Raw genomic sequence first — 22134 nt, forward strand, 5'->3', positions numbered from 1 at the left:
CGCTCACCTTTAATTGCCCAGAGGGGAATCAAGGGTGAGCGTTGGTTCGTAAAACTAATCGCGGTTAAGTGCTGCCAGAGCCCTTCTCAGCGCTTCTGCTGTCGGTGCTTTTTCCTGTTCAGGAAGATTATCGACAGAAAACTGTGAAAGCTCATTAATTAATACGCTGCGATCTTTTCCGGTGATCGCGCTGTCCAGTGCTCCGCTCAGGCGGCTAACCAAAGCAAACAAGGTAGCAAACTCGGTGACTGCGGCAGCATCCGACGTGGGATTATTCTCAGTAGATTCTTGCTTTTTCATCACAATTCCTCTTTTTGTTGTCACTGCAAGTGAAACAAATCCTGATAAGGAATCAACAGGATAGTTGCTCTGAAAGCAGAGCACGCAGTGAGGCATTAGCCATCCCGCCATCTACATGATGGTTTCACAGTGTAGCCGTTTTATCGCTTAAGCGGTATGTCGATATTCATATCGCTTAGCAATAACATTATTCGCTTGAGTAATAATTTGATTGCACTGTTTGCTGCTGTGGTTTACCAGAAAATAAGAATTTCAGCAGCGGAATTCGGCGATGAACCTCATACAACATAAATGAAATCAAGCAAACAAATGCCATACCCAACACGAAACCAAGGGCATTGTTGTCAATTTGCGGCGTAATGAATGCACCATAAATTAAGGTCAGCGGATGATGCACCAGATAGATGAAAAGTGAGGCATTAACCAGATAGGTGATACGTGATGAGGGATAATTGAGTAACCGATGCCCAAGCGAGTAGACCACATTGATCATGGTGACCCCCATCAATGCCTTGATGATAAGATCCAATTCAAAGGAGAAAAATGCAGCAGTATTAATATGTTGGTTTACCACATATGCGATAAATAACAGCACGGAGGCTAAAAATGCGCCGGGTGAAAAGGTAAGAAATACCTGTTTAAGTGGCGGATAGATAAAGCTGTAAGCGCCCAATAGAAAGAACGGCAGATAAAACAACGTCTCCATAACGAAGAAATTGAAGATGCTATTAAAGAGTATTTCAGGGTTAAGGAGAAATATTATTCTACGAATAATTGCGTAGATTAATACAAAGCCAAACAAGGATAGTGAGACTTTTCCTATATTATTCATTCCTTTTATCAACCGGGGAACTGACTGTGAGTTATTCTTGATTTCCTTGAATAGATAAAAACAGAGTGTCGTCAGCAGCGCGAGAGTTAACAAAAACCATAAGTGTGAAACAACTTCCCAAATAGCAATATTTATTTTTTGATAAATTGTAAATGAATTCCAATCTTGTAATTTAGCAGTATAATTTTTGAGTAGATAAAATTGTGGCAATGTTATTAATGGGATGGCCGCCAGTAAAGGAATAACCACCCGCTCCAGGCGGACCTTAAGCCAGCGCTGGCGCTCATAGCGCTGATATAACATGAATGAAAAATAACCGGAAATAACAAAGAATACCTGCATGCGAAAGGCGTGAATGAAATCATTTAGCAAGGTAAATACTTGTGAAGGATGCGTACTGTTCACCGCCCAATGATGACTGGAGTATATAAGAGAAAGATGAAAAGGAATGCCGAGTAACATCAAATAGGCGCGGATAGCGTCTAGAAAGTACTCCCGTTGGTTAGTATTTTTTTTCATACTTATTCACTATTTGTTATCGAAATTAGAATAACGCGCCGGTTCTACCCATGGAGTTGTTTTTATAGTAAACGTTTATTGATAACAATATACGTTATTCAATGGATCACTAAGGCGAGAAACACTACTATAAGGGTTAATAATTTTCCATAGCGTATTTTAGCCAGGCAAGATAGTCTGGTGGCTTAGCCACCGGTTTAAACCGTCAATCGTCAGCATAACTCAGGCGTTTACGCTAACCTGAGTTTATCAGCACGGTATGCGGAATAAATCGTCAATAATTTGGCTGTTATGATTTAAGCACCCGAACAGGGGGAGATGTGCGAGTTAATATTTTGTCAAACATTAATAGAATGTCTAAAGGGTCACGCGCGAACAGCGTTAGATGGCTGGGGGTCACTCTCTTGCTGTCATTATTCACTTCTCAGGCAATGGCTTTCTCGTTAGATGATGTGGCTAAACAGGCACAGACATTGGCAGGTAAAAGCTTCGAGGCACCAAAAAGCAATCTTCCATCGCAATTTCGTGACATGAAATTTGCTGATTATCAGCAGATTCAGTTTAACCATGACAAATCGTATTGGAGCAAGCTGGATACGCCCTTTAAGTTAGAATTTTATCATCAGGGTATGTATTTCGACACGCCGGTGCAGATTAACGAGGTCACTGCCACCAGTGTAAAACCTATCAGTTATAGCCCGGATTATTTTAATTTTGGTTCGGTCAAGCATGATGCTGAATCAGTGAAAAACTTAGGTTTTGCTGGTTTTAAAGTGCTTTATCCGATCAATAAAGCGGATAAGAAAGACGAAATCGTGAGTATGCTCGGTGCCAGCTATTTCCGTGTGATTGGTAAAGGTCAGGTTTACGGCCTTTCCGCGCGCGGGCTGGCAATTGATACGGCATTGGCCTCTGGCGAGGAGTTCCCGCGTTTTCGCGAGTTCTGGATTGAGCGGCCTAAACCCAATGACAAGCATCTGGTTATCTATGCTTTGCTGGATTCTCCTCGTGCCACCGGTGCTTACCGTTTTGTCATTTATCCGGGGCGCGACACCACTATTGATGTACAGGCCAAAGTCTTCCTGCGCGACAAGGTTGAGACGCTGGGAATTGCACCATTAACCAGTATGTTCCTGTTTGGGCCAAGCCAGCCGTCAGGGGTGTTGAACTATCGTCCTGGATTGCATGATTCCAATGGTCTTTCTATTCATGCTGGTAATGGTGAATGGATTTGGCGACCGCTGAATAATCCAAAACACCTGTCGGTCAGTACCTATACGGTTGAAAATCCTAAAGGATTTGGTCTGCTACAACGGGGTCGTGAATTCTCACAGTATGAGGATTTAGACGATCGCTACGACTTGCGTCCGAGTGCCTGGGTTGAGCCGCGTGGTGATTGGGGCAAAGGTAAAATTGAGCTGGTGGAGATCCCAACTGCGGATGAAACCAACGATAATATCGTGGCTTTCTGGACACCCGATGTGTTGCCAGATGCAAAAACATCGCTCGATCTGAATTACCGCCTGCACTTCACGCGCGATGAAGAGAAATTGCATTCGCCGGACGTGGCCTATGTCAAACAGACCTTGCGTTCAACCGGTGATGTGAAACAGTCGAATCTGATTCGTCAACCTGATGGCAGTGTCGCGTTCCTGGTTGATTTTGTCGGTCCGGTGCTGAAATCACTTGATGAAAATACACCGTTAGCTTCGCAGGTCAGTATCAACGATAACGGTGAATTGATCGAAAACAGTGTGCGCTACAACCCAGTGACTAAAGGCTGGCGTTTAACATTGCGGCTGAAAGTTAAGGACGCAAAAAAACCGATAGAAATGCGCGCTGCGCTGGTTAACGGTGATAAAACCCTGACTGAAACCTGGAGCTATCAGCTACCTGCCGATGAATAAGTCAAATCAATCTCCTGTACAGGATTATATTGCGGACTTGCCCCTGACTGCTCAGCAGCAAGAGGCGCTGCGTGATGCTTTACCTGAAGATGTATTACTCGATAGCACTCCTGACGCGATGCAGCATTTACATCAGCAACTGGCGGCCAGTGCGCCACAAGAGGGGGTTTTTAGCCAGGAAGACAGTGCGTTGGCATCAGTCAATGCGCGTTTGCGTGCGGCGTGGCCGGATGCCTTGGTGAGAGGGAAACAACTGGAGCCAGATTGCGAAGGGCGCACGGTCATTAGTGCTATGCCGCCCATCAAACGCACCAGTATGGCCCCGCAGGCATGGCGGACCAATCCGGTGGGGCGTTTTTGGGATTCATTATTGGGGCGCAGCACTGTGTCACGGGCGCAAACCCATGAACAGGCTCTTGCCGAGAAGAAATGGCGCAGCGTAGGTTCCTTACGCCGCTATATTTTGCTGATACTGATTGTGTTGCAAACCACCATTGCGACCAGTTATATGAAGACCATTCTGCCTTACCAGGGCTGGGCGTTAATCGATCCTTTCGAGATTTGGCAACAAAACTGGCAGGTTTCGGTAATGCAATTGCTGCCTTACCTGCTACAAACCGGCATTTTGATTCTGTTCGCCGTGCTGTTTTGTTGGGTCTCTGCTGGGTTCTGGACCGCGCTGATGGGCTTCCTGCAATTGCTGATTGGTAAAGATAAATACAGCATATCCTCTACTATCAAAGGCGATGAGGCACTAAATCCAGCTCACCGGACTGCGCTGATTATGCCAATTTGTAATGAGGACGTAGAGCGAGTATTTGCGGGGTTACGTGCTACTTATGAGTCGGTCGCTGCCACGGGTCAACTCGAACACTTCGATATTTATGTGCTGAGTGACAGTTATGACCCCGATATCTGTGTGGCAGAGCAGAAAGCCTGGCTGGAGCTGTGTCGTGATGTCGATGGGCATGGGCGCATCTTCTACCGCCGCCGCCGCCGCCGGGTTAAACGCAAAAGCGGTAATATCGATGACTTCTGCCGCCGTTGGGGCAGCCAGTACAGCTATATGGTGATTCTGGATGCCGATAGCGTGATGAGCGGTGAGTGTTTGACTGGATTGGTGCGGTTGATGGAAGCCAATCCAAATGCCGGGATTATTCAATCTGCGCCGAAAGCCTCAGGGATGGACACGTTATATGCCCGTATCCAGCAATTTGCCACGCGGGTCTATGGTCCGCTGTTTACGGCTGGTTTACATTACTGGCAGTTAGGCGAGTCCCATTACTGGGGTCACAATGCGATTATTCGGGTTAAGCCCTTTATCGAGCATTGTGCACTGGCACCGTTGCCTGGTGAAGGTTCGTTCGCCGGCTCTATTTTGTCGCATGACTTTGTGGAAGCGGCATTAATGCGCCGTGCCGGTTGGGGCGTGTGGATTGCCTATGATTTGCCGGGTAGTTATGAAGAGCTGCCACCTAATTTGTTGGATGAGCTAAAACGAGACCGCCGTTGGTGTCATGGGAATCTGATGAATTTCAGGTTGTTCCTGGTTAAGGGCATGCATCCGGTTCACCGGGCTGTGTTCCTCACGGGGGTGATGTCATATCTGTCTGCGCCGTTGTGGTTTATGTTCCTGGTGTTGTGTACTGCTTTGCAGGCAGTGCATACCCTGATGGAACCGCAGTATTTCCTGCAACCGCGCCAATTGTTCCCGGTCTGGCCCCAGTGGCGGCCCGAACTGGCAATTGGTTTGTTCTCCACCACCTTGGTATTACTGTTCTTGCCAAAATTGCTCAGTATTATTTTGATCTGGGCAAAAGGGGCGAAAGAGTACGGTGGGGCGCTGCGTCTATTGCTGTCGATGCTGGCTGAAATGTTGTTCTCCGTGTTACTGGCCCCGGTGCGTATGCTGTTCCATACCGTGTTTGTGGTTAGCGCCTTCCTCGGTTGGTCTGTGCAGTGGAACTCACCACAACGTGATGATGATGCCACGCCGTGGAGTGAAGCTATGGTTCGTCACGGTTCACAATTGTTACTGGGGCTAGTTTGGGCCGGTGGCGTGGCCTGGCTGGATCTGCGCTTCTTGTGGTGGTTATCTCCGATTGTATTTTCGTTGATACTGTCACCGGTGGTCTCGGTGGTTTCCAGCCGCCGGACATTGGGGATGGCCAGTAAGCGGGCTAAATTGTTCCTGATCCCGGAAGAGTACAATCCGCCACGGGAATTGTTGGCAACGGAAGAGTACCTGGAGCTTAACCATCAGCGGGCGCTCAGTAATGGTTTCTTGCATGCGGTGATGAACCCATCGTATAACGCGCTGGCCAGTGCGATGGCGACAGCTCGCCATCATACCCGCGCGATTATCGAGCAAGTGCGTGCCGAACGGCTAGCACTGGCGTTGGAAGCCGGGCCAGATAAATTGGCTAAATTACAGCGTCTGGAATTACTTAGCGATCCGGTGTTGATTTCGCGTTTGCACCAGCAAGTCTGGCAGCAACCGGAGCAGTATCAGATTTGGAACGGATATTATCGCCAACTTGCGCATAATATGAAGGCGTTTCCAGCAGCGAAGTAACAGTGATGTGAAGTAACGGTAATATTGAGTAAAAACGGGCGTACATTATGTATTGCCCGTTTTTTTATTGCCATTAGCACGGTCTGAAAGGTGATAACGTATTAGCTAATACTGAATGGCGCTTTAACACCCTCTATTCTTAACATTATCCAGACTGAGCCCTAACCGTTGTTTATGTAGCGTTATGATAAGCTGTGCGTCGCGCTGAACCTGAAGAGTAACTGTGTGACTGCTATCGTTAAACTGACTTATCGTGCTATTAGCATGGCCCGCATGGCCCGCATGGCCCGCATGGCCCGCATGGTTATGCTGGGGATCGGTATTATGCTGTTATCCGGCTGTGGCAGCATTATCAGCCGTACAGTGCCGGGGCAGGGCCATGGGCACCAATACTATCCAGGCGTGCAATGGGATATGCGTGAGGGGCCATGGAAATATGTCACGGTGATAGATGTTCCTCTATCAATGATCGTTGATACCTTCATGCTACCAATTGATGCACGTCATGGCCCCTATGAGTAACATCATGCGCTGGTAGCAAAAATCAGCAGTTGGTAGTGTTGTTGCTGGCAAATGAATTCAGTTATCGGCGTCATATGTAACCCTTTGACATGGGCTGCTAATGAGTGCGGATTGTCGTTGTTAACAAATGCAGCCCCCACATCAAAGTCATTGCGGGTATGGTTTTTAACGGCGGCAAACAGTTGACTCAATACCCCGTTGCCACGCCAGCGGCTATCAATACATACCGGCCCGTACAGAAATACCCGTAATTGTGCTAATGGCTGGCCTTGATACTGTTGATGGCTCATGGCTTCCAGCATGGCATCAACCACCGGTGGTCGTGGTTGTTTATGCGTGTGGGCCAAACAGACAAAGCCGGCGATTAGCCCATCATCAACTGCAACCAGAACCCCCAAATCCTGATTAATCGAATCCAGTTGCTTTTCATCCATTTGTGACACAATAAAACCCTGCTGGCGCTGCTCTGGACTTAAGTTTTCTGGGGTATTTTGTCGCTGCAACTCTAATATAGCCGGGTAGTCTGCAGGTTGCGCAGGTCTTATTTTCATGTTTAATCTCTAGGTTCAAATGTGTTATCAGGAGAGAGTCGATGCCATCAAAAGCAGTGAGGTTACCCGATACCCACGTAAGTAAACCGCCGTCAGTATTACCGAAAACCTCGATAATGCGTGTTGCCAGACCCACAGATAATCTTAAGTTAATCAGTGAGATGTACTGCCGTGGGCTAGGCTTTAACCAACTGGGCCATTTTGCTGATCATCAGGGATTTGACGGTGTTATTCTCGGACATCCACATCACACTTATCATTTAGAGTTTACTCATCATCGCGGTGTTCGGGTAGGGGCGGCACCGACGCAGGACAACTTATTAGTATTTTATATACCGGATAAAGCGCAATGGGTTGTGCAGTGCCAGCAGATGGCGGCGGCAGGTTTTCGCGAGGTCACGTCTTATAATCCTTATTGGGATGTCAGCGGCAAAACGTTCGAAGATAGCGATGGTTATCGTGTGGTGTTACAGCAACAGGAATGGCAGTTGTAGAACAAAACCCGCCACCAGGGCGGGTTTGCGTGAGCAGGGGTTGCAGTACAGGCATCAGGCCGCTTGTTGGCCCTGAGTATTATTCATCAGCCGGCGAATAGGCACGATAAGTAATATCAGCACTGCCGCACAGATAACCAATGCTATTGAGCAACGGGCGAACAGCGTCGGCAGCATATCAAGCTGGTCCGCTTTAACGTGTCCACCAATCAGGCCTGCGGCCAGATTACCCAGAGAACTAGCGCAGAACCACAAGCCCATCACCTGGCCGCGCATTCTGTCTGGTGCCAGTAAGGTCATGGTCGCTAAACCGATCGGGCTAAGGCACAGTTCACCCAGCGTCAGCAGCAAGATACTCATTACTAGCCACAGCGGCGAAACACCGGCACCACCACTGCTAAGCACATGCTGTGCGGCATACATCATCACGGCGAAACCAGCCGCCGCGCATAAGATACCAATGACAAATTTGGTGATACTGCTGGGTTGAATTTTCTTCTTCGCCAATGCAGGCCAGCCCCAACTGAATACCGGCGCCAACAGAATAATAAACAGCGCATTGATTGACTGGAACCAGACCGTTGGGATCTCAAAGCCCATAAACATACGGTTAGTGTAATCATTGGCAAACAGATTGAATGAGGTTGGTTTCTGCTCGAAGGCTGACCAGAAGAACGCCGCAGACACTAACAGAATGAAGCACACCAATAGGCGAGCGCGATCTTTACGGCTCATATTGGCAAAGGCAAACAGATAAACGAAATAGAGTGTTACTGAGGCCGCAATAACATAGACCAATAAGCTGGCGATCAATACTGGGTTTATCGGGATAACCCCTTGTGATATCAGGGTAATCAGCACTGCCACTAGCACCATAATACCTGCAACCCACTTGCCAACCCCTTGACGCTGATTGGTCGGTTTATTCCAGCTTGAGTCTAGCCCAACCTCTGCGTCATAGCGCTTCATCGCTGGGATAGCAAAACCACGGAAAATAACCAGTGCAACCAGCATACCAATACCGCCGATACCAAAACCCCAGTGCCAGCCATGGGATCGCAGCAACCAACCGGAAAGCAGCGGCGCGATAAATGACCCCATATTGATACCCATATAGAACAGTGAGAAACCACCGTCGCGGCGGGCATCACCTGGCTTATACAGTGTGCCGACCATGACGGAGATGCAGGTCTTGAACAGACCGGTACCCAGCACGATAAACACTAAACCGATAAAGAACAGGTTGTTGCCGAAGAACGCTGATAGTGCAATTGATAGATGGCCCAGTGCAATCAGGATAGAACCATACCAAACAGCACGTTGTTGACCGAGCCAGTTATCAGCCAGCCAGCCGCCGGGTAAGGCTGCCAGATACATGCTACCGGCAAAAATCCCAACGATAGCAGAGGCTTGCTCACGGGGCAGGCCCATACCGCCGTCAAAAACGGTGGCCGCCATAAACAGAATTAACAGTGGGCGGATGCCGTAGAACGAGAAACGCTCCCACATTTCAGAAAGAAACAGGCCGCTAAGTGGATAAGGATGGCCAAAGAACGTGCGGCCGCCTTCGGAGTTAACAGAGGTTTGCATAAAGTCTTCCCATAGAATCGCCGTTAAAATCGGGCGAATAAACCATCATCGAATGCTCCCCCCTTTGGCACTGCGGCCGATTATCAGGGTTAACACTCGTTAGCGTAGTATTTAACGCAATAATAACGTCATTTTTTGCGGTCTATCGGGGTTATATCGTATTTTTAGATGAAAAGTCGACACGCATCGCATTTCTTAGCGTTATATTTCTGGCTTTTGCGCTATTTCGCTACAAAAAATCAAGACTGAATTTCATGAATGAATATTATTATTGATATTATTTATCAATGAGTTGGGTTGGATTGTTGTGTTTTTCTTATGTGTGTTGGCAGCAGAGTGAAAAATTTATGAATAAAAACACAATAAACTGCACTTTGGCATCAGATTAGCCATTAGTTGGTTATTTGTAAGTACATCTCTTGGGGGCTTTGGCTGAAAAAGAGCTGGGATATCTGCGCTTTTATCGCGAGAACTTGCGCGGTTTTGGGCGGCGTCTGCGGTGTGATTGGTTCAGCTATCTTGCTGTTGTTGCACCTCACGTTGCCGTGCTTTTAAGGGCTGGCGCTGCAAGCACCAGTAAGAATAGATGGCGTTAAATAGCACGACTAAGGCAGTCACACAGAATACGGCGCGAAAACCATAGCTGGCAGAGACCGCAGCACCGAGTAGTGGGCCGCTGACATTGCCGACATCACGAAACGATTGGTTATAACTGAAGATCCGCCCAGCGACTTGATTGGTGCAGTTATAAATCAGTAACGTTTGTACCGCAGGGAGCAATGCACCATCTGTTGCCCCCAGCAAGAAGCGCAAAATACCCAATTGCAATGGGGTCTGCACGAAAGCCATCGGGATCAGGATAAGTACTGACAGTGCCAGCATAGCAATCAGAATGCGTTCTGGGCCGATTCTATCGCCCAGTTTTCCTAATCTTGGCGCGCTCATCAATGCAGCAACCCCTGGAACCGATGCAATCATGCCACTGACGAAAGCCAAATTATGAATATCACCGGCCAGTTCGCGCACATACAACGTCAGGATCGGTGCAATTGAACCGGTAGCAATCTGGATGATCATGGTGGTGACAAACAGGCTCAGGATGAGCTTCGGGTTCTTCAGGGAGTTAAAGACTTGTCGCCCGTTGAGCATGTCTTTTTTCAGCACCGGTGCAAACTGTTCTCTGACATACAACCAGGTCAGGGCAAAACAGAGCAACAACACCGCCGCAGTAATAAAGAATACCGGTCTCAGGCCATAGTTATCTGCTAACAGCCCACCGATCAGTGGCCCGATTAATGCACCGCTCACCCCTCCGGTTGAGAGTGTCCCCAAAGCCCAGCCACTCTTGTTGCGCGGTACTTGAGTGGCGATCAGCGCATTGGCATTTGGGATAAAGCCCCCCAGTAGCCCCAGCAGCGCACGTAGTGCCAGGAACTGCCAGATATTTTGCGCCATACCCATTAAAACCATCACGATCCCCATGCCTAACGCCGAGCGTAACAGCATGATTTTCCGGCCTTTGCGATCAGCAAGACTCCCCCAGAAGGGGGCGGCAATAGCAGAAAACAGAAAAGTGATACTGAACACCAGACCGGACCACATATTCAATGACTGGTGACCGCTCACGCCTAACTCTTCCACATACAATGGCAAGAATGGCATGATCAAACTAAATGCAGCACCCGTTAGAAAACAGCCTAACCAGGTGACAAATAGGTTTCTTTTCCAGTTAACAGGTTGTGGGGCTGAGGCCATAAATTACCGATTAAGCAAGTGATTGCTTTGCGTCTCTTTATTCGTCAGTAGGGCGTTTGGAGGGGCGGCAAAGCACGAGAAGAAGATACTTAGCCTGATAAGTATGCGCTCATAGTGCAGTGACATCAATGAGATAAATGTTAGTTTTTATAAAATGGAAAGGCGGTCTGAAATGAATGGATATAGTTATTCTATTGGGTAATAACACTGGGGTTGCGGCATTAGCACGATGTGGCAATTGGCACAGAAAACAGGAAAAACCACCCCGCCAAAGGCGAAGTGGTTGGTATTACACTCACTATTTAGCGCCAGTGTTTAGCGGTAAGCTTCATTTTTAGTCACGGAATAACGGCCACTGCCCAATAACATGATGGCTACGCCACCCAGGAAATACATGGCTTCGTTCTCTAAACCCCAGGCACCGACCTGAGTCAGCGTAAAGAATTTAGCGGTACCTACCATTAATACTGCCACTAGCAGGTTAACGGCGTAAACGAATGCCGCAGGGCGGGTAAACAGGCCAAGAATAATCAGCAGTGGCGTAACAATTTCACCGATGTAAACGCCATAAGCCACAAATCCAGGAATCCCCTGCGCTTGCAAAGAATCAGCAATCCAACTGGTGCCATGCTGAATTTTTGCCACACCATGGAACAACATCAAAATACCAAATGTAAGGCGCAATAAGAGTTTGCCCCCATCTTGGTGGTTAGTTAACCGCGTGAACCAGAGATTTAGGCTTGCCAACATGTGTATATCCTTATTAAAAAAGAAAATAACCGGATAATAACTAGGATTAATTACGCTAAGTATCGTCAGATAAATCCTATTTGCCTAGTGGATAAATCTGACGAAGTGTATCAAAAAAATTGATATAAATTAATTCTCATTATCATTAGTAATATTCTATTTATGAATAAGTCATGCTATTCATACAATGAAGGTGCGCCTTCTGGTCGGGTCTTAAAACGCCGGTGTAGCCACATATATTGGTCAGTGGCTTGGGCAATCTCTTTTTCGACCACTTTATTCATAAACGCAGCCGCTGCCACTTCATTATCTAACGGGAAGTTCTCTACTGCGGGTTGTAACAGCAGTTGATAACCTTTGCCATTAGGTAAACGACGCGGCGTGAAAGGAATAATTGCCGGTTTACCCATGCGTACCAGCAGGTAAGTCCCGGTGGTAGTTGCCGCTTGATCGACGGCGAACAAGGGCACAAATACGCTACTGCGCGGGCCGTAATCATGATCGGGTGCATACCAGATAATTTCGCCTTGCTTTAGGCTGCGGATCATTCCTTTCAGATCTTTGCGATCTAACATGGCTTTATTTGAACGCATCCGGCCCCAGGTCTGCATCCAGTCCATGGCTTTATTATCATGCGGTCGATAGACACCGATGCCTGGATTGTAGATACCGAAGATGCGAGCACCCAGTTCCAGCGTAAGAAAATGCAAGCCGATCAACAAAACCCCTTTGCCTTCCTCGCGCGCTTGTTGAATGTGCTCTAGCCCGCTAACGCTACACCAACGCTCAATGCGCCAATTCGGCCAAAACCAAGCCATGCCCGTTTCAAATAACCCCATCCCTACCGATTCAAAGTTCTTAACCAGCAGTTCATCGCGTTCAGCCTGCGGCATATCGGGAAAGCACAATTCGAGATTACGTTGCGTTATCCGTTTACGCCGCTTGAGAAAACGCATCGAAAAGCGGCCAAGGTTGGTGCCCATGACATAGATAACTGGGTAGGGGAGCAACACCAACAAGTAGAGGATGCCAAGGCCAAGCCAGGTTAGCCAATAACGAGGGTGTAGCAGTGAGCGTTCAAAAGAAGGAGCTTGCATATCTGTTCTCAGCATTATTGTCATTCAGCCAGACAGTTAACTGTTTACTCTTGATAGCGGACATGTGGTTCTTTAACGAACCTCAATAGGCAGTTGCCGGTCATCCATACCAACGTATTCATCTGTCATTTAAGGTAGTCTATTGTGGCATTTTTAGTGGCTTACAGGAAAAAAGACCGCACCAAAAGATCATTTTTATGTCTTTTTGTTAAAGATTTCAGCCGTTAAATCACACATTTGATGGTTAATTAACCATAATTGAATTTATCTATTTGATTGGATTCAATAAGCTGACTAACTCCGCCAGACTGTTAACTGCCATTTTTTCCATCACTTTAGACCGATGCACTTCTACTGTTCTGACGGATACACAGGCTTTATCGGCGATATCGCGATTAATTAAACCCTGCATAACCCATTGTGCAATCATCTGTTCTCTTGGTGTCAGCGAGGCATAACGCAGTTGTACCTGTCGCTGTGCTGTCAGCCGCTCTGTGTGCTGCAAGCCCTGTTGCAAGGCTGCAATCAACGGTGCAGTCGCGACCGGTTTTTGTAAGAAATCAACCGCTCCCAGTTTCATTTGCTCAACCGCCTGCGGCACTTCCCCATGGGCAGTAAGGAAGATGACGGCCAGCGTGCTGTCTCGCTGGCGCATCCGGGTATAAACTTGCGTACCATCCAGCAGTGGCATACGAATATCCAGTAGTAATACACCAGATTGATATAAATCAGCCTGTGCCAGGAAACACTCACCGTCATGCCATACTTTCACTTTGTAACCCAGGCTTTCCAGCAAAAAACGGCAAGCATCGGTAACGGCAATATCGTCATCAAGTAGATGAATCAGTGACAAAAGTAAGCTCCTTGCTTGGGTTAAGCGGCAGTGTCAGGGTAACACGTAGCCCGATCTTGCCATTGGTGGCCATGTGGTTAAGCAGGGCCAGACTCCCGCCCTGACTACTGACCAATCGCTGGCAAATCACCAGACCGAGACCGAGGCCATCACTTTTGGTGGATCGGAACGGGGTAAAGGGCTGATTGAGCTGTGCGGCCGTCAGGCCACCGGCATCATCTTGCAAAATCAATGTCGCCACATCGGCTTGCTGATAAGCACTGAACCATAATTGGCGGGCGCCAGCCTGCAAACTGTTTGTGATCAGATTACACAATACCTGATCGAGCAGCGTGGGCGGTAAAAGTAGCGCTAATGATGCCTCGATATCGGTGTGCAGTTCACAAGGTTGCGGCTGTCTGGTTGCTGCCAGTAACTGCCAGAGATGATCAACCAAAGCAGGCAGTGGTTGGCGGATGGCGGGGCTATGTGCGGTGGGCTGTTTCCCCACCCATAACCGCAAGTTAGCAATGGTATCAGCTCCCCGTCGGGCCTGATGGCTGATTTGATTCAAAATGGGCAGCAATGGGTGATCAGCCAGCTCTCGTTGCAGGCGAATAGCGCAGCCATCGGCATAATGCTGAATAGCGCTGAGCGGCTGATTCAGTTCATGGGCAAACCCCGATGCCATCTCACCAAGAATACTCAGGCGCTGAGCTTGTTCCAACGCACTTTCCCTGACCCTAAGTTGTTGGTGAAGTTGCTCCAACTGCTGGCTGCGGCGGCGTACCAGAAAAGCTACCCAGATATGATTGGCGGCGAGCAATAACAGAATCACCGCAATGGCGGCAATTAACAACCGATGCTGTTGCGCCCAAGCAAGGATCTGTTGCCAGAACTGCGGCTGCTGGGGATGTTGATTAACGGAACGCAGCAAACTTTCGACCTGACTGGTGGAGGAGGGCGCACCCCATTGTGGCGTTTTGCCATCATCGGGGCTGAGCAAAATCCGCGTAACATTATCGGCTAGCTCATCCGGCACTTGGGATAAGGCCGCAAACGACCAATTCGGATATAACTCGGTGCTGCTCAGACATGGAATGGCGGTTTTCTTTGCCAATAGCGGCTTAAAGTCTGCGACACGTACTAATCCTTCCTGCTGCATATCCTCCAGCAGGCAAGTGGGCACGATAGCGGCGGAGATAGCGCGATCTCGCAGCAGATAGATTAGCGCATCCACGGGGAAGCCAGAAAAATGCAATTGAAAATCCTGTTCAGGTTGCAGCCCTGTATCCCGTAGCGCTTTGTATCCCAGTAAGTAACCGCCAAAGGCATGAGGAGAGACGGCCCCCACGCGTTTGCCGATCAACCCTTGGGGATTATGGATATCACTGTCAGCACGCACCAGAATAACACTGCCGATCACATTGCGACTGGTGCTGTCCAGCTCATGGCTGGAACGCAAAGAAACCAGCCAACGCAGAGGGTAGTGGTTATCAATTTGCACATATTGCGCCGGATTGGTCAGTAGAAAATCAATTCGGTTTTGCTCCACGGCACTTTTCATCGCATTTAAATCCAAGGGTAATAACTGAAAGTGCTGCCCCGCTAAGTGCTGATTAAGGCGATCGGCCAACGGTTGCCAATGGGTTTGCGCTTGGGCATCGCCGCGCAAGGCCAGCACACCGATAGTCCAGTCTCTGGCATGAACCTCTGAAACACATAAATACAGCAGTAGCACCAGTACTCTGAAGTACATGCATTGTCCTTTTTATGATCCCGATCGCGGTGCCCAATTGTCCTGGATCAAGTCGCTAAAGGGAATGTGGAAAACCACAATAGGGTTTCTGCGGTGTGATTTCTACACTCCCTTCATCAAGAAAAATCTCACTACGAATAGATTCCAACTCAATAATTTTATTTCAGTTAATTATCTGGGCAGGCACCCGGCTGAACAAACTGTTTGCACAGAGCATGATGAGGCAAAAAATGGATCAAGGGAAAAGAGCATTTCTACAACGGATCGGCGTGTTAACTGCTGGCGCAGCATTGGTGCCATTGGCGGATGCCGGCTGGCAGATGGAACCGGCACGCCAACAAGGTGATATCAAACGGCGTTACGCCATGTTGATTGATTTGCGCCGCTGTATTGGTTGCCAGGCATGTACCGTCAGTTGTGCGATTGAAAACCAACTGCCACAAGGCCAGTTTCGTACCACAGTCAATCAGTATCAAATTGCCCTGTCTGGGGCAGAAAGTGTCACCAATGTACTGCTCCCCCGGCTGTGTAACCACTGCGATAACCCGCCTTGCGTGCCCGTTTGCCCTGTACAAGCCACTTATCAGCGTCAGGATGGCATTGTGGTTGTCGATAATACCCGTTGTGTCGGTTGCGCGTATTGTGTTCAGGCTTGCCCGTATGAAGCCCGTTTTATCAATCACAGTACCCAAACTGCGGATAAATGTACTTTTTGTGTCCATCGTCTGGATGTCGGGCTACTGCCTGCTTGTGTGGAATCTTGTGTTGGCGGGGCGCGGATTATCGGCGATTTACGTGATAACAACAGTACATTGCGCAAAATGCTGCTTGAGCATGCGTCGGACATCAAGGTGTTGAAACCGGAGCAAGGTACTCACCCTCAGGTGTTTTATCTCGGGCTGAATGAGGTTTTTACCCGACCATTGCAAGGCCAACCCGCACTCTGGCAGGAGGTTCACCCATGATCCGTGAAATTTTAGCTCGTCCGCAAGATATCGCCTGGTTACCTTGGGCGGTGCAGTATTTCTTTTTTATCGGGCTGGCCTGTAGCGGGGTGTTGTTTGCCTGCTGGCAACGGGTGTCCTCTCGCCACCAGCAGAACCCACTGGAGTTTGCCGCACTGATGTTGGCAGTGACGGCGGTGGTGGTAGCGCCATTGGCGCTCAATGCCGACCTTCATCAACCGGCCCGCGTCTGGCACTTCTATGCCCACTTTACGCCGTGGTCGTGGATGTCATGGGGTTCGCTCTTCTTACCGCTATTTACCCTACTGGTGCTGTTCTATTTTCTGGCACTGACCTACAGCCGATTACGGGCAAAACCACTGGACCGAGTATTGACTGGTTTAGCATGGCTGTGTGGGTTTTCTGCTGTCAGTATTTTACTCTACACCGGCCGCGAGGTGTCAATCCTCCGTGCCCAGCCTGTGTGGTTTAGCCTATGGTTGCCGCTGTTTATCTTCCTGACCGCCTGGCAGACGATACCCCCCTTACTGGCTACCTGGTTGTGGCGTGAACCACAGTATCAGGCGGCACTGGCACGCTGGCAATTCATCAATTTAGTGCTGTTGGCGTTGGTTACTGTGCTGTGGGTCAGTGGTGATAATACCTCGGCACAAGCGTTGCGCCATTGGGCTGCGGGCGCGCAGGCTTTGGCTGCATTCCCTGTTGTGTTGTGGCTATTGCTTTTGGCAATGGCGCTAGTCAATTGGAAAAAAACGTTATCAAGCGGGGTGGTGGTGGCTCAGGTACTGGCTGCGCTGACATTGTGTTGGTCGGTGCGCTGGTTATTGCTGATGCACACTCAAACGTTGCCCAAATACAACGTGTTAGCCAATCCCTATTCGTTGCCGCTAGGCAGTGAAGGATTGTTGGCGGTTATAGGTACATTCGGGTTATGGGTCGCGGTGATTATTGCTACCCGCGAAGGTGTCAGATGGCTTGAACAACAATTCTCAAGTGAAAAAACAGTCTCTGGCGAGAAAACAGTGGAAGGAGAAATGCATCATGGCTAAGTCTACACGGCGTCAATGGTTAAAAGGCAGTTTAGCCTTGGGCGGAGTGGTTGCATTTGCTGCCAGTTATCATGCTGTGGCACGCAAAACATTGGCTGGCCTGATTGATGGCAGTGCCGGAAAGCTTACGCTCGATCCTGTTAGTGCCAATGCATTAGCGCCAGAAGGGCGTATCGGGCAGCAGTGGCAGGCCAATCCACAACAAGCGGTTTCAATGACGCAATGTTTTGGTTGTTGGACCTTGTGTGGCCTGCGGGTGCGAGTCGATACCCAGCACAATCAAATCCTGCGCATCGCCGGTAACCCCTATCACCCGTTGTCTCATGACCACCATTTTCCGTATCAATTACCGCTGAGTGAAGCGCTGCAACGTTTGGGGGGAGAGTCAGGCATGGCGGGGCGTTCAACGGCCTGTGCGCGCGGCGCGACGCTATTAGAGGGGGTCGATAGCCCCTATCGTATTACCGAACCGATGAAACGTGTCGGGCCACGGGGCAGTGGTAAATGGCAGCGTATCAGCTTTGAGCAACTGGTGACGGAAGTGACCGACGGTGGTGATTTATTTGGTGAAGGGCCGGTTGAGGGGCTACGGGCTATCCGTGACCTGATTACCCCCATCGATACTCAGCAGCCCTCACTAGGGCCGAAAGCTAATCAATTGCTCGTGACTAACGCCGGTGATGATGGGCGCGATGCTTTTATCCGGCGCTTTGCTAGTCAAGCATTCGGCACTAAAAATCTCGGTAGTCACGGGGCGTATTGCGGCTTGGCGTATCGTGCCGGTTCGGGTGCGTTGATGGGGGATTTAGACAAAAATGCCCATGTGAAGCCGGATTGGGATAACGTTCGTTTTGCCCTATTTCTGGGTACCTCACCCGCGCAATCTGGCAACCCGTTTAAGCGACAAGGGCGTCAGTTAGCCAATGCTCGCCAGCGTGATGATTTCAACTATGTGGTGGTCGCTCCCGCGCTGCCACTGACCACCACATTGGCTAATCAGCATAACCGTTGGGTTCCGGTGTTGCCAGGCACAGATGCTGCGTTGGTAATGGCGATGATCTGTTGGATTATCGAACAGAACCGTTTTAACCACGCTTACTTATCTGTTCCCGGTGATGTCGCCATGCAGGCGGCGGGTGAACGCAGTTGGACCAATGCCAGCCATCTGGTGATTACAACCGCCACTCATCCACTGGCAGGCCAGTTCCTCCGTGTCAGCCAGCTAAGTGGTGTGTCAGTGGCTGAAGGTGAAGAGAGCCAAGTCTTAGTGCAAGGGGCTGACGGCGCATTGCAGCCTGCTGCACCGGCATTACACGCTGAATTATTCGTCACGCGTGAGGTCACCTTACATGATGGCCAAATTGTACAAGTGCAATCAGGTATGGCGTGTTTGCGGCAAGCGGCAGCGCGTTTTACTCTGGCAGAATACAGCCAGCAATGTGGCGTCCCGGTAGAGACAATTATCGGTTTAGCAAAAGAATTCACCGCTTATCAGCGCCAGGCGGCCGTTATCTCCCATGGTGGCATGATGGGTGGCAATGGTTTTTATACCACTTGGGCGGTAATGATGCTCAATGCCCTGATTGGTAACCTGAATCTCAAGGGTGGGGTTTCGGTAGGGGGTGGCAAGTTTGATGGTTTTGCTGATGGTCCTCGCTATCAGTTAGCTACTTTTGCTGGAATGATCAAACCAAAAGGGTTGCCACTATCGCGCGGCAAGCAATGCTATGAACAATCGCAAGAGTATCAGCAAAAGATTCAACAGGGCCAGCCTGGCTATCCAGCCCGTGGCCCGTGGTATCCCTTTGTCGGCGGGCAATTGACCGAACAATTGGCACCGGCACTGGCGGGTTATCCCTATCCGCTTAAGGCATGGATTAGCCATATGACTAATCCGCTGTACGGGGTCGCGGGGCTGCGCAACTTGATTGAGGCGAAACTACAAGATCCTCGTCAATTGCCGCTATTTATTGCCATTGATGCTTTTATGAATGAAACCACTGCATTGGCTGACTATATCGTACCGGATACCCATAATTTTGAGAGTTGGGGATTCAGTGCGCCTTGGGCCGGGGTACTGGTGAAGGCCAGCACGGCCCGCTGGCCCGTCGTGGCATCACGCACTGCCCGCACGGCTCAAGGCGAGCCGGTGGCCATGGAGAGCTTCCTGATTGCAGTGGCCAAGGCATTGCAATTACCGGGGTTTGGTGCCAATGCAATGCAGGACAGTCAGGGGAATAACTTGCCGCTGGAGCGAGCAGAGGATTACTACTTACGCGCCGCTGCCAATATTGCTTATAGCGGTGAAAAACCACTGCCACTGGCCTCTGATGAGGAACTGAAATTAACCGGCGTGGATCGCTTATGGCCTGACTTACACCGTAGTTTGTATGTTGATGAGCAGCGCCGGGTGGCTTATCTGTTGGCGCGTGGTGGGCGTTTTGCGCCTTATGAGAAAAGCTGGAACGGTGATGCCACCGGGCCGCAGTGGAAAAAGCCACTGCAAATCTGGAGCGAAAATGTCGCGCAACATCACCATGCGATAACTGGCGAGCGTTATAGCGGCTGTCCGACCTGGTATCCACCTCGTCTGGCAGACGGTTCCGATGTCTTTACCCATTATCCGGCAGCGGACTGGCCTTTACGCTTAATGTCCTTCAAATCCCATCTAATGAGCAGTTCTACCGCGATGATTGAGCGTTTACGCGCGGTCAAACCCACCAATTTGGTGGCGATTAATCCAACTGATGCTCAGCGCTATGGGATACAGCACGGTGACAGTGTGCGCCTGACAACCCCCGGAGGTCAGATGGAGGTGCAGGTAAGTTTATTGGATGGTGTTATGCCCGGAGTGGTTGCTATTGAACATGGTTATGGACATCGCGAGATGGGGGCCAGAACACATTGGTTGGACGGGGTTATGATGGCATCAGACCCGCGTATTGGTCAGGGGAGCAATCTGAATGACTTAGGATTTACTGATCCAACGCGGGAAGTTCCCAATACCTGGCTGGATTGGGTCAGTGGTGCGGCGGTGCGGCAAGGGTTACCGGCTAAATTAGACGTAATTAGCTAGCAGGCTATCAATTTTGACTTAAATCCCTCGTTATTAAAGAGGGATTTTTCTTTCTACGTTATGATATTTCCGATGTATAAATGGATGTCATTCATTATTATCGGAGAGCCGTCGATGGCAGCAGCAAGACTCAGTGCGGGTTTATTGGTTGTCGGTGGCATATTGGGTTATATGGGGGCTTACTGGCAAACCCTCTCTTTGCTGGTTGCTGCCGGCGTTGCTTTGCTCACCGGGATCGTTCTTTCCGCTTTTACTGATCGTGATTACCGCTAAAGATGTTCCGCAGTCATGTTTCAGGTATTATATGCGCCGCACGGACTTCCCCGTGGCGAAAATCAATTCTATTATGTGATGAATTAACGTGGCTAACAGGCCGATAAATCGCATAACTTATTGAGAAATAATTAAATATTTATCAGTAACCTCTTCGAAAGACAGGAACGTACACCATGCCAGTGTTACATAACCGAATTTCTAATGAGGAACTTAAAGCGCGCATGTTGGCTGAAACCGAACCGCGCACCACAGTTTCTTTTTATAAATACTTCACTCTGGAAGATGCCAAAAGCTTCCGTGATGGCCTCTATAGTCAATTTGTTAAACTCGGCGTGTTTGGCCGGGTTTATGTGGCTAAAGAGGGGATCAATGCACAAATCAGTGTGCCCGCTAATCGTTATGATGAGTTCAAAACAGTACTGTTTGCCGCACATCCCGCGCTGGATCAGGTGCGGCTGAATGTGGCTCACGAAGATGACGGTAAGTCATTCTGGGTGCTGCGTATGAAAGTTCGCGAACGCATTGTGGCGGACGGTATTGATGATGATAGTTTCGACCCCAGCAATATCGGGCATTACCTGAAGGCCGATCAGGTCAATCAGATGATTGATGACCCTGATACTTTGTTTGTTGATATGCGAAACCATTATGAGTACGAAGTGGGCCATTTCGAAAATGCCATTGAAGTCCCTTCTGATACCTTCCGCGAACAACTGCCAATGGCGGTTGATATGTTGCAACATGACAAAGAGAAAAATATTGTTATGTATTGCACCGGCGGGATTCGCTGTGAAAAGGCCAGTGCTTATATGCTGCACAACGGCTTTAAAAATGTTTATCACGTTGAGGGCGGTATTATTGAATATGCCCGTAAAGCTAAAGAACAGGGGTTGCCGCTGAAGTTTATCGGTAAAAACTTTGTTTTTGATGAGCGCATGGGGGAGCGGATCTCTGACGATGTGATTGCCCATTGCCATCAGTGTGGCACGCCCTGTGATACGCATACCAACTGCAAGAATGATGGTTGCCACTTGCTATTTATTCAGTGTCCGGCCTGTGCGGCAAAGTTTGCTGGTTGCTGTAGTGAGATCTGTCAGGAAGAGCTGAAGTTGCCACAAGAAGAGCAACGTTCACGCCGTGCCGGGCGTGAGAATGGCATCAAGATTTTTAATAAGTCGAAGGGATTGTTGCAAACCACCATGCACATTCCGATGCCGGAAAAGAGCGCAGATAAAAAATAGTCGTAGGGCCAACCTACTGGATACACTATTAAAGTAAGACGTTG

Annotated in this window: 18 protein-coding genes; 9 read left to right on the forward strand and 9 right to left on the reverse strand. The window is 49.2% G+C overall.

Annotated elements, in window-relative coordinates:
* Nucleotides 1-54 precede the first annotated feature (54 nt).
* Together EL015_RS08820 and mdoC are read right to left on the reverse strand one after the other, a co-directional pair.
* Nucleotides 55-300 (reverse strand): hypothetical protein, encoded by a 246-nt coding sequence (locus EL015_RS08820; protein WP_032905878.1) that lies wholly within the window; start codon nt 298-300, stop codon nt 55-57.
* Nucleotides 301-487: 187 nt separating this feature from the next.
* The gene (gene mdoC / locus EL015_RS08825; protein WP_005183314.1) at nt 488-1651 is read right to left on the reverse strand and encodes a glucans biosynthesis protein MdoC; all 1164 of its coding nucleotides are present in this window, start codon (nt 1649-1651) and stop codon (nt 488-490) included.
* A 353-nt stretch (nt 1652-2004) separates the two neighbouring features.
* On the opposite strand from mdoC, the gene EL015_RS08830 reads away from it, so the two are divergent.
* From EL015_RS08830 to EL015_RS08840, 3 genes are all read left to right on the forward strand, one after another.
* The gene (locus tag EL015_RS08830) at nt 2005-3558 is read left to right on the forward strand and encodes a glucan biosynthesis protein G (RefSeq protein ID WP_032905908.1); all 1554 of its coding nucleotides are present in this window, start codon (nt 2005-2007) and stop codon (nt 3556-3558) included.
* Entirely contained in the window at nt 3551-6133 is a 2583-nt protein-coding gene (gene mdoH, locus EL015_RS08835) for a glucans biosynthesis glucosyltransferase MdoH (RefSeq protein WP_032905877.1), read from the forward strand. Before EL015_RS08830 ends, mdoH begins: the two co-directional genes overlap by 8 nt.
* Before the next feature lie 282 nt (nt 6134-6415).
* Complete coding sequence (locus EL015_RS08840; protein ID WP_186379803.1) at nt 6416-6655, forward strand: YceK/YidQ family lipoprotein; 240 nt, start codon at nt 6416-6418, stop codon at nt 6653-6655.
* Nucleotides 6656-6657: 2 nt separating this feature from the next.
* Here the strand turns inward: EL015_RS08840 and EL015_RS08845 are convergent, their stop codons facing one another.
* The gene (locus tag EL015_RS08845; RefSeq protein ID WP_032905876.1) at nt 6658-7206 is read right to left on the reverse strand and encodes a GNAT family N-acetyltransferase; all 549 of its coding nucleotides are present in this window, start codon (nt 7204-7206) and stop codon (nt 6658-6660) included.
* 116 nt (nt 7207-7322) lie between these two features.
* Here EL015_RS08845 and EL015_RS08850 point away from each other — a divergent pair, with 116 nt between their 5' ends.
* Nucleotides 7323-7700 carry a VOC family protein gene (locus EL015_RS08850; protein WP_005183306.1) on the forward strand — a complete coding sequence of 126 codons (378 nt, stop codon included), beginning with the start codon at nt 7323-7325 and terminating at the stop codon, nt 7698-7700.
* Between the two features lie 54 nt (nt 7701-7754).
* On the opposite strand, the gene EL015_RS08855 is transcribed toward EL015_RS08850, so the two are convergent.
* The 6 genes from EL015_RS08855 to ttrS all read right to left on the reverse strand — a co-directional run bounded on the left by EL015_RS08855 (nt 7755) and on the right by ttrS (nt 15483).
* Nucleotides 7755-9290, reverse strand: coding sequence for a peptide MFS transporter (locus EL015_RS08855; protein ID WP_005183303.1), 1536 nt, complete (start codon nt 9288-9290; stop codon nt 7755-7757).
* Nucleotides 9291-9800: 510 nt separating this feature from the next.
* Complete coding sequence (gene mdtG / locus EL015_RS08860; RefSeq protein WP_005183299.1) at nt 9801-11045, reverse strand: multidrug efflux MFS transporter MdtG; 1245 nt, start codon at nt 11043-11045, stop codon at nt 9801-9803.
* Nucleotides 11046-11360: 315 nt separating this feature from the next.
* A complete protein-coding gene (locus EL015_RS08865; protein ID WP_032905874.1) occupies nt 11361-11795 on the reverse strand; it encodes a DoxX family protein in 435 nt (144 codons plus the stop codon).
* Between the two features lie 176 nt (nt 11796-11971).
* Nucleotides 11972-12892, reverse strand: a complete 921-nt coding sequence (locus EL015_RS08870; RefSeq protein WP_032905904.1) for a Kdo(2)-lipid IV(A) acyltransferase — start codon at nt 12890-12892, stop codon at nt 11972-11974.
* A gap of 268 nt (nt 12893-13160) precedes the next feature.
* Nucleotides 13161-13745 carry a tetrathionate respiration response regulator TtrR gene (gene ttrR, locus EL015_RS08875; RefSeq protein ID WP_032905873.1) on the reverse strand — a complete coding sequence of 195 codons (585 nt, stop codon included), beginning with the start codon at nt 13743-13745 and terminating at the stop codon, nt 13161-13163.
* Nucleotides 13723-15483 (reverse strand): tetrathionate respiration histidine kinase TtrS, encoded by a 1761-nt coding sequence (gene ttrS, locus EL015_RS08880; protein WP_005183286.1) that lies wholly within the window; start codon nt 15481-15483, stop codon nt 13723-13725. The genes ttrR and ttrS overlap by 23 nt, the downstream gene beginning before the upstream one ends.
* A 230-nt stretch (nt 15484-15713) precedes the next feature.
* Here ttrS and ttrB point away from each other — a divergent pair, with 230 nt between their 5' ends.
* The 5 genes from ttrB to trhO all read left to right on the forward strand — a co-directional run bounded on the left by ttrB (nt 15714) and on the right by trhO (nt 22090).
* Nucleotides 15714-16448 (forward strand): tetrathionate reductase subunit TtrB, encoded by a 735-nt coding sequence (gene ttrB / locus EL015_RS08885; protein ID WP_005183284.1) that lies wholly within the window; start codon nt 15714-15716, stop codon nt 16446-16448.
* The gene (gene ttrC / locus EL015_RS08890) at nt 16445-17497 is read left to right on the forward strand and encodes a tetrathionate reductase subunit TtrC (protein ID WP_032905872.1); all 1053 of its coding nucleotides are present in this window, start codon (nt 16445-16447) and stop codon (nt 17495-17497) included. Before ttrB ends, ttrC begins: the two co-directional genes overlap by 4 nt.
* A complete protein-coding gene (gene ttrA / locus EL015_RS08895; RefSeq protein WP_032905871.1) occupies nt 17490-20573 on the forward strand; it encodes a tetrathionate reductase subunit TtrA in 3084 nt (1027 codons plus the stop codon). The genes ttrC and ttrA overlap by 8 nt, the downstream gene beginning before the upstream one ends.
* A gap of 114 nt (nt 20574-20687) precedes the next feature.
* A complete protein-coding gene (locus tag EL015_RS21685; protein WP_005183278.1) occupies nt 20688-20846 on the forward strand; it encodes a hypothetical protein in 159 nt (52 codons plus the stop codon).
* A gap of 176 nt (nt 20847-21022) precedes the next feature.
* A complete protein-coding gene (trhO, locus tag EL015_RS08900; RefSeq protein ID WP_032905870.1) occupies nt 21023-22090 on the forward strand; it encodes an oxygen-dependent tRNA uridine(34) hydroxylase TrhO in 1068 nt (355 codons plus the stop codon).
* The last annotated feature ends 44 nt before the right edge of the window (nt 22091-22134 follow it).

The organism is Yersinia intermedia (assembly GCF_900635455.1).
Classification (GTDB): domain Bacteria; phylum Pseudomonadota; class Gammaproteobacteria; order Enterobacterales; family Enterobacteriaceae; genus Yersinia; species Yersinia intermedia.

Coding starts and splice junctions, on each gene's coding strand:
- EL015_RS08820 (WP_032905878.1), bottom strand. CDS start 300: ATGAAAAAGCAAGAATCTACTGAGAATAATCCCACGTCGGATGCTGCC.
- mdoC (WP_005183314.1), bottom strand. CDS start 1,651: ATGAAAAAAAATACTAACCAACGGGAGTACTTTCTAGACGCTATCCGC.
- EL015_RS08830 (WP_032905908.1), top strand. CDS start 2,005: ATGTCTAAAGGGTCACGCGCGAACAGCGTTAGATGGCTGGGGGTCACT.
- mdoH (WP_032905877.1), top strand. CDS start 3,551: ATGAATAAGTCAAATCAATCTCCTGTACAGGATTATATTGCGGACTTG.
- EL015_RS08840 (WP_186379803.1), top strand. CDS start 6,416: ATGGCCCGCATGGCCCGCATGGTTATGCTGGGGATCGGTATTATGCTG.
- EL015_RS08845 (WP_032905876.1), bottom strand. CDS start 7,206: ATGAAAATAAGACCTGCGCAACCTGCAGACTACCCGGCTATATTAGAG.
- EL015_RS08850 (WP_005183306.1), top strand. CDS start 7,323: ATGCGTGTTGCCAGACCCACAGATAATCTTAAGTTAATCAGTGAGATG.
- EL015_RS08855 (WP_005183303.1), bottom strand. CDS start 9,290: ATGCAAACCTCTGTTAACTCCGAAGGCGGCCGCACGTTCTTTGGCCAT.
- mdtG (WP_005183299.1), bottom strand. CDS start 11,045: ATGGCCTCAGCCCCACAACCTGTTAACTGGAAAAGAAACCTATTTGTC.
- EL015_RS08865 (WP_032905874.1), bottom strand. CDS start 11,795: ATGTTGGCAAGCCTAAATCTCTGGTTCACGCGGTTAACTAACCACCAA.
- EL015_RS08870 (WP_032905904.1), bottom strand. CDS start 12,892: ATGCAAGCTCCTTCTTTTGAACGCTCACTGCTACACCCTCGTTATTGG.
- ttrS (WP_005183286.1), bottom strand. CDS start 15,483: ATGTACTTCAGAGTACTGGTGCTACTGCTGTATTTATGTGTTTCAGAG.
- ttrB (WP_005183284.1), top strand. CDS start 15,714: ATGGATCAAGGGAAAAGAGCATTTCTACAACGGATCGGCGTGTTAACT.
- ttrC (WP_032905872.1), top strand. CDS start 16,445: ATGATCCGTGAAATTTTAGCTCGTCCGCAAGATATCGCCTGGTTACCT.
- ttrA (WP_032905871.1), top strand. CDS start 17,490: ATGGCTAAGTCTACACGGCGTCAATGGTTAAAAGGCAGTTTAGCCTTG.
- EL015_RS21685 (WP_005183278.1), top strand. CDS start 20,688: ATGGCAGCAGCAAGACTCAGTGCGGGTTTATTGGTTGTCGGTGGCATA.
- trhO (WP_032905870.1), top strand. CDS start 21,023: ATGCCAGTGTTACATAACCGAATTTCTAATGAGGAACTTAAAGCGCGC.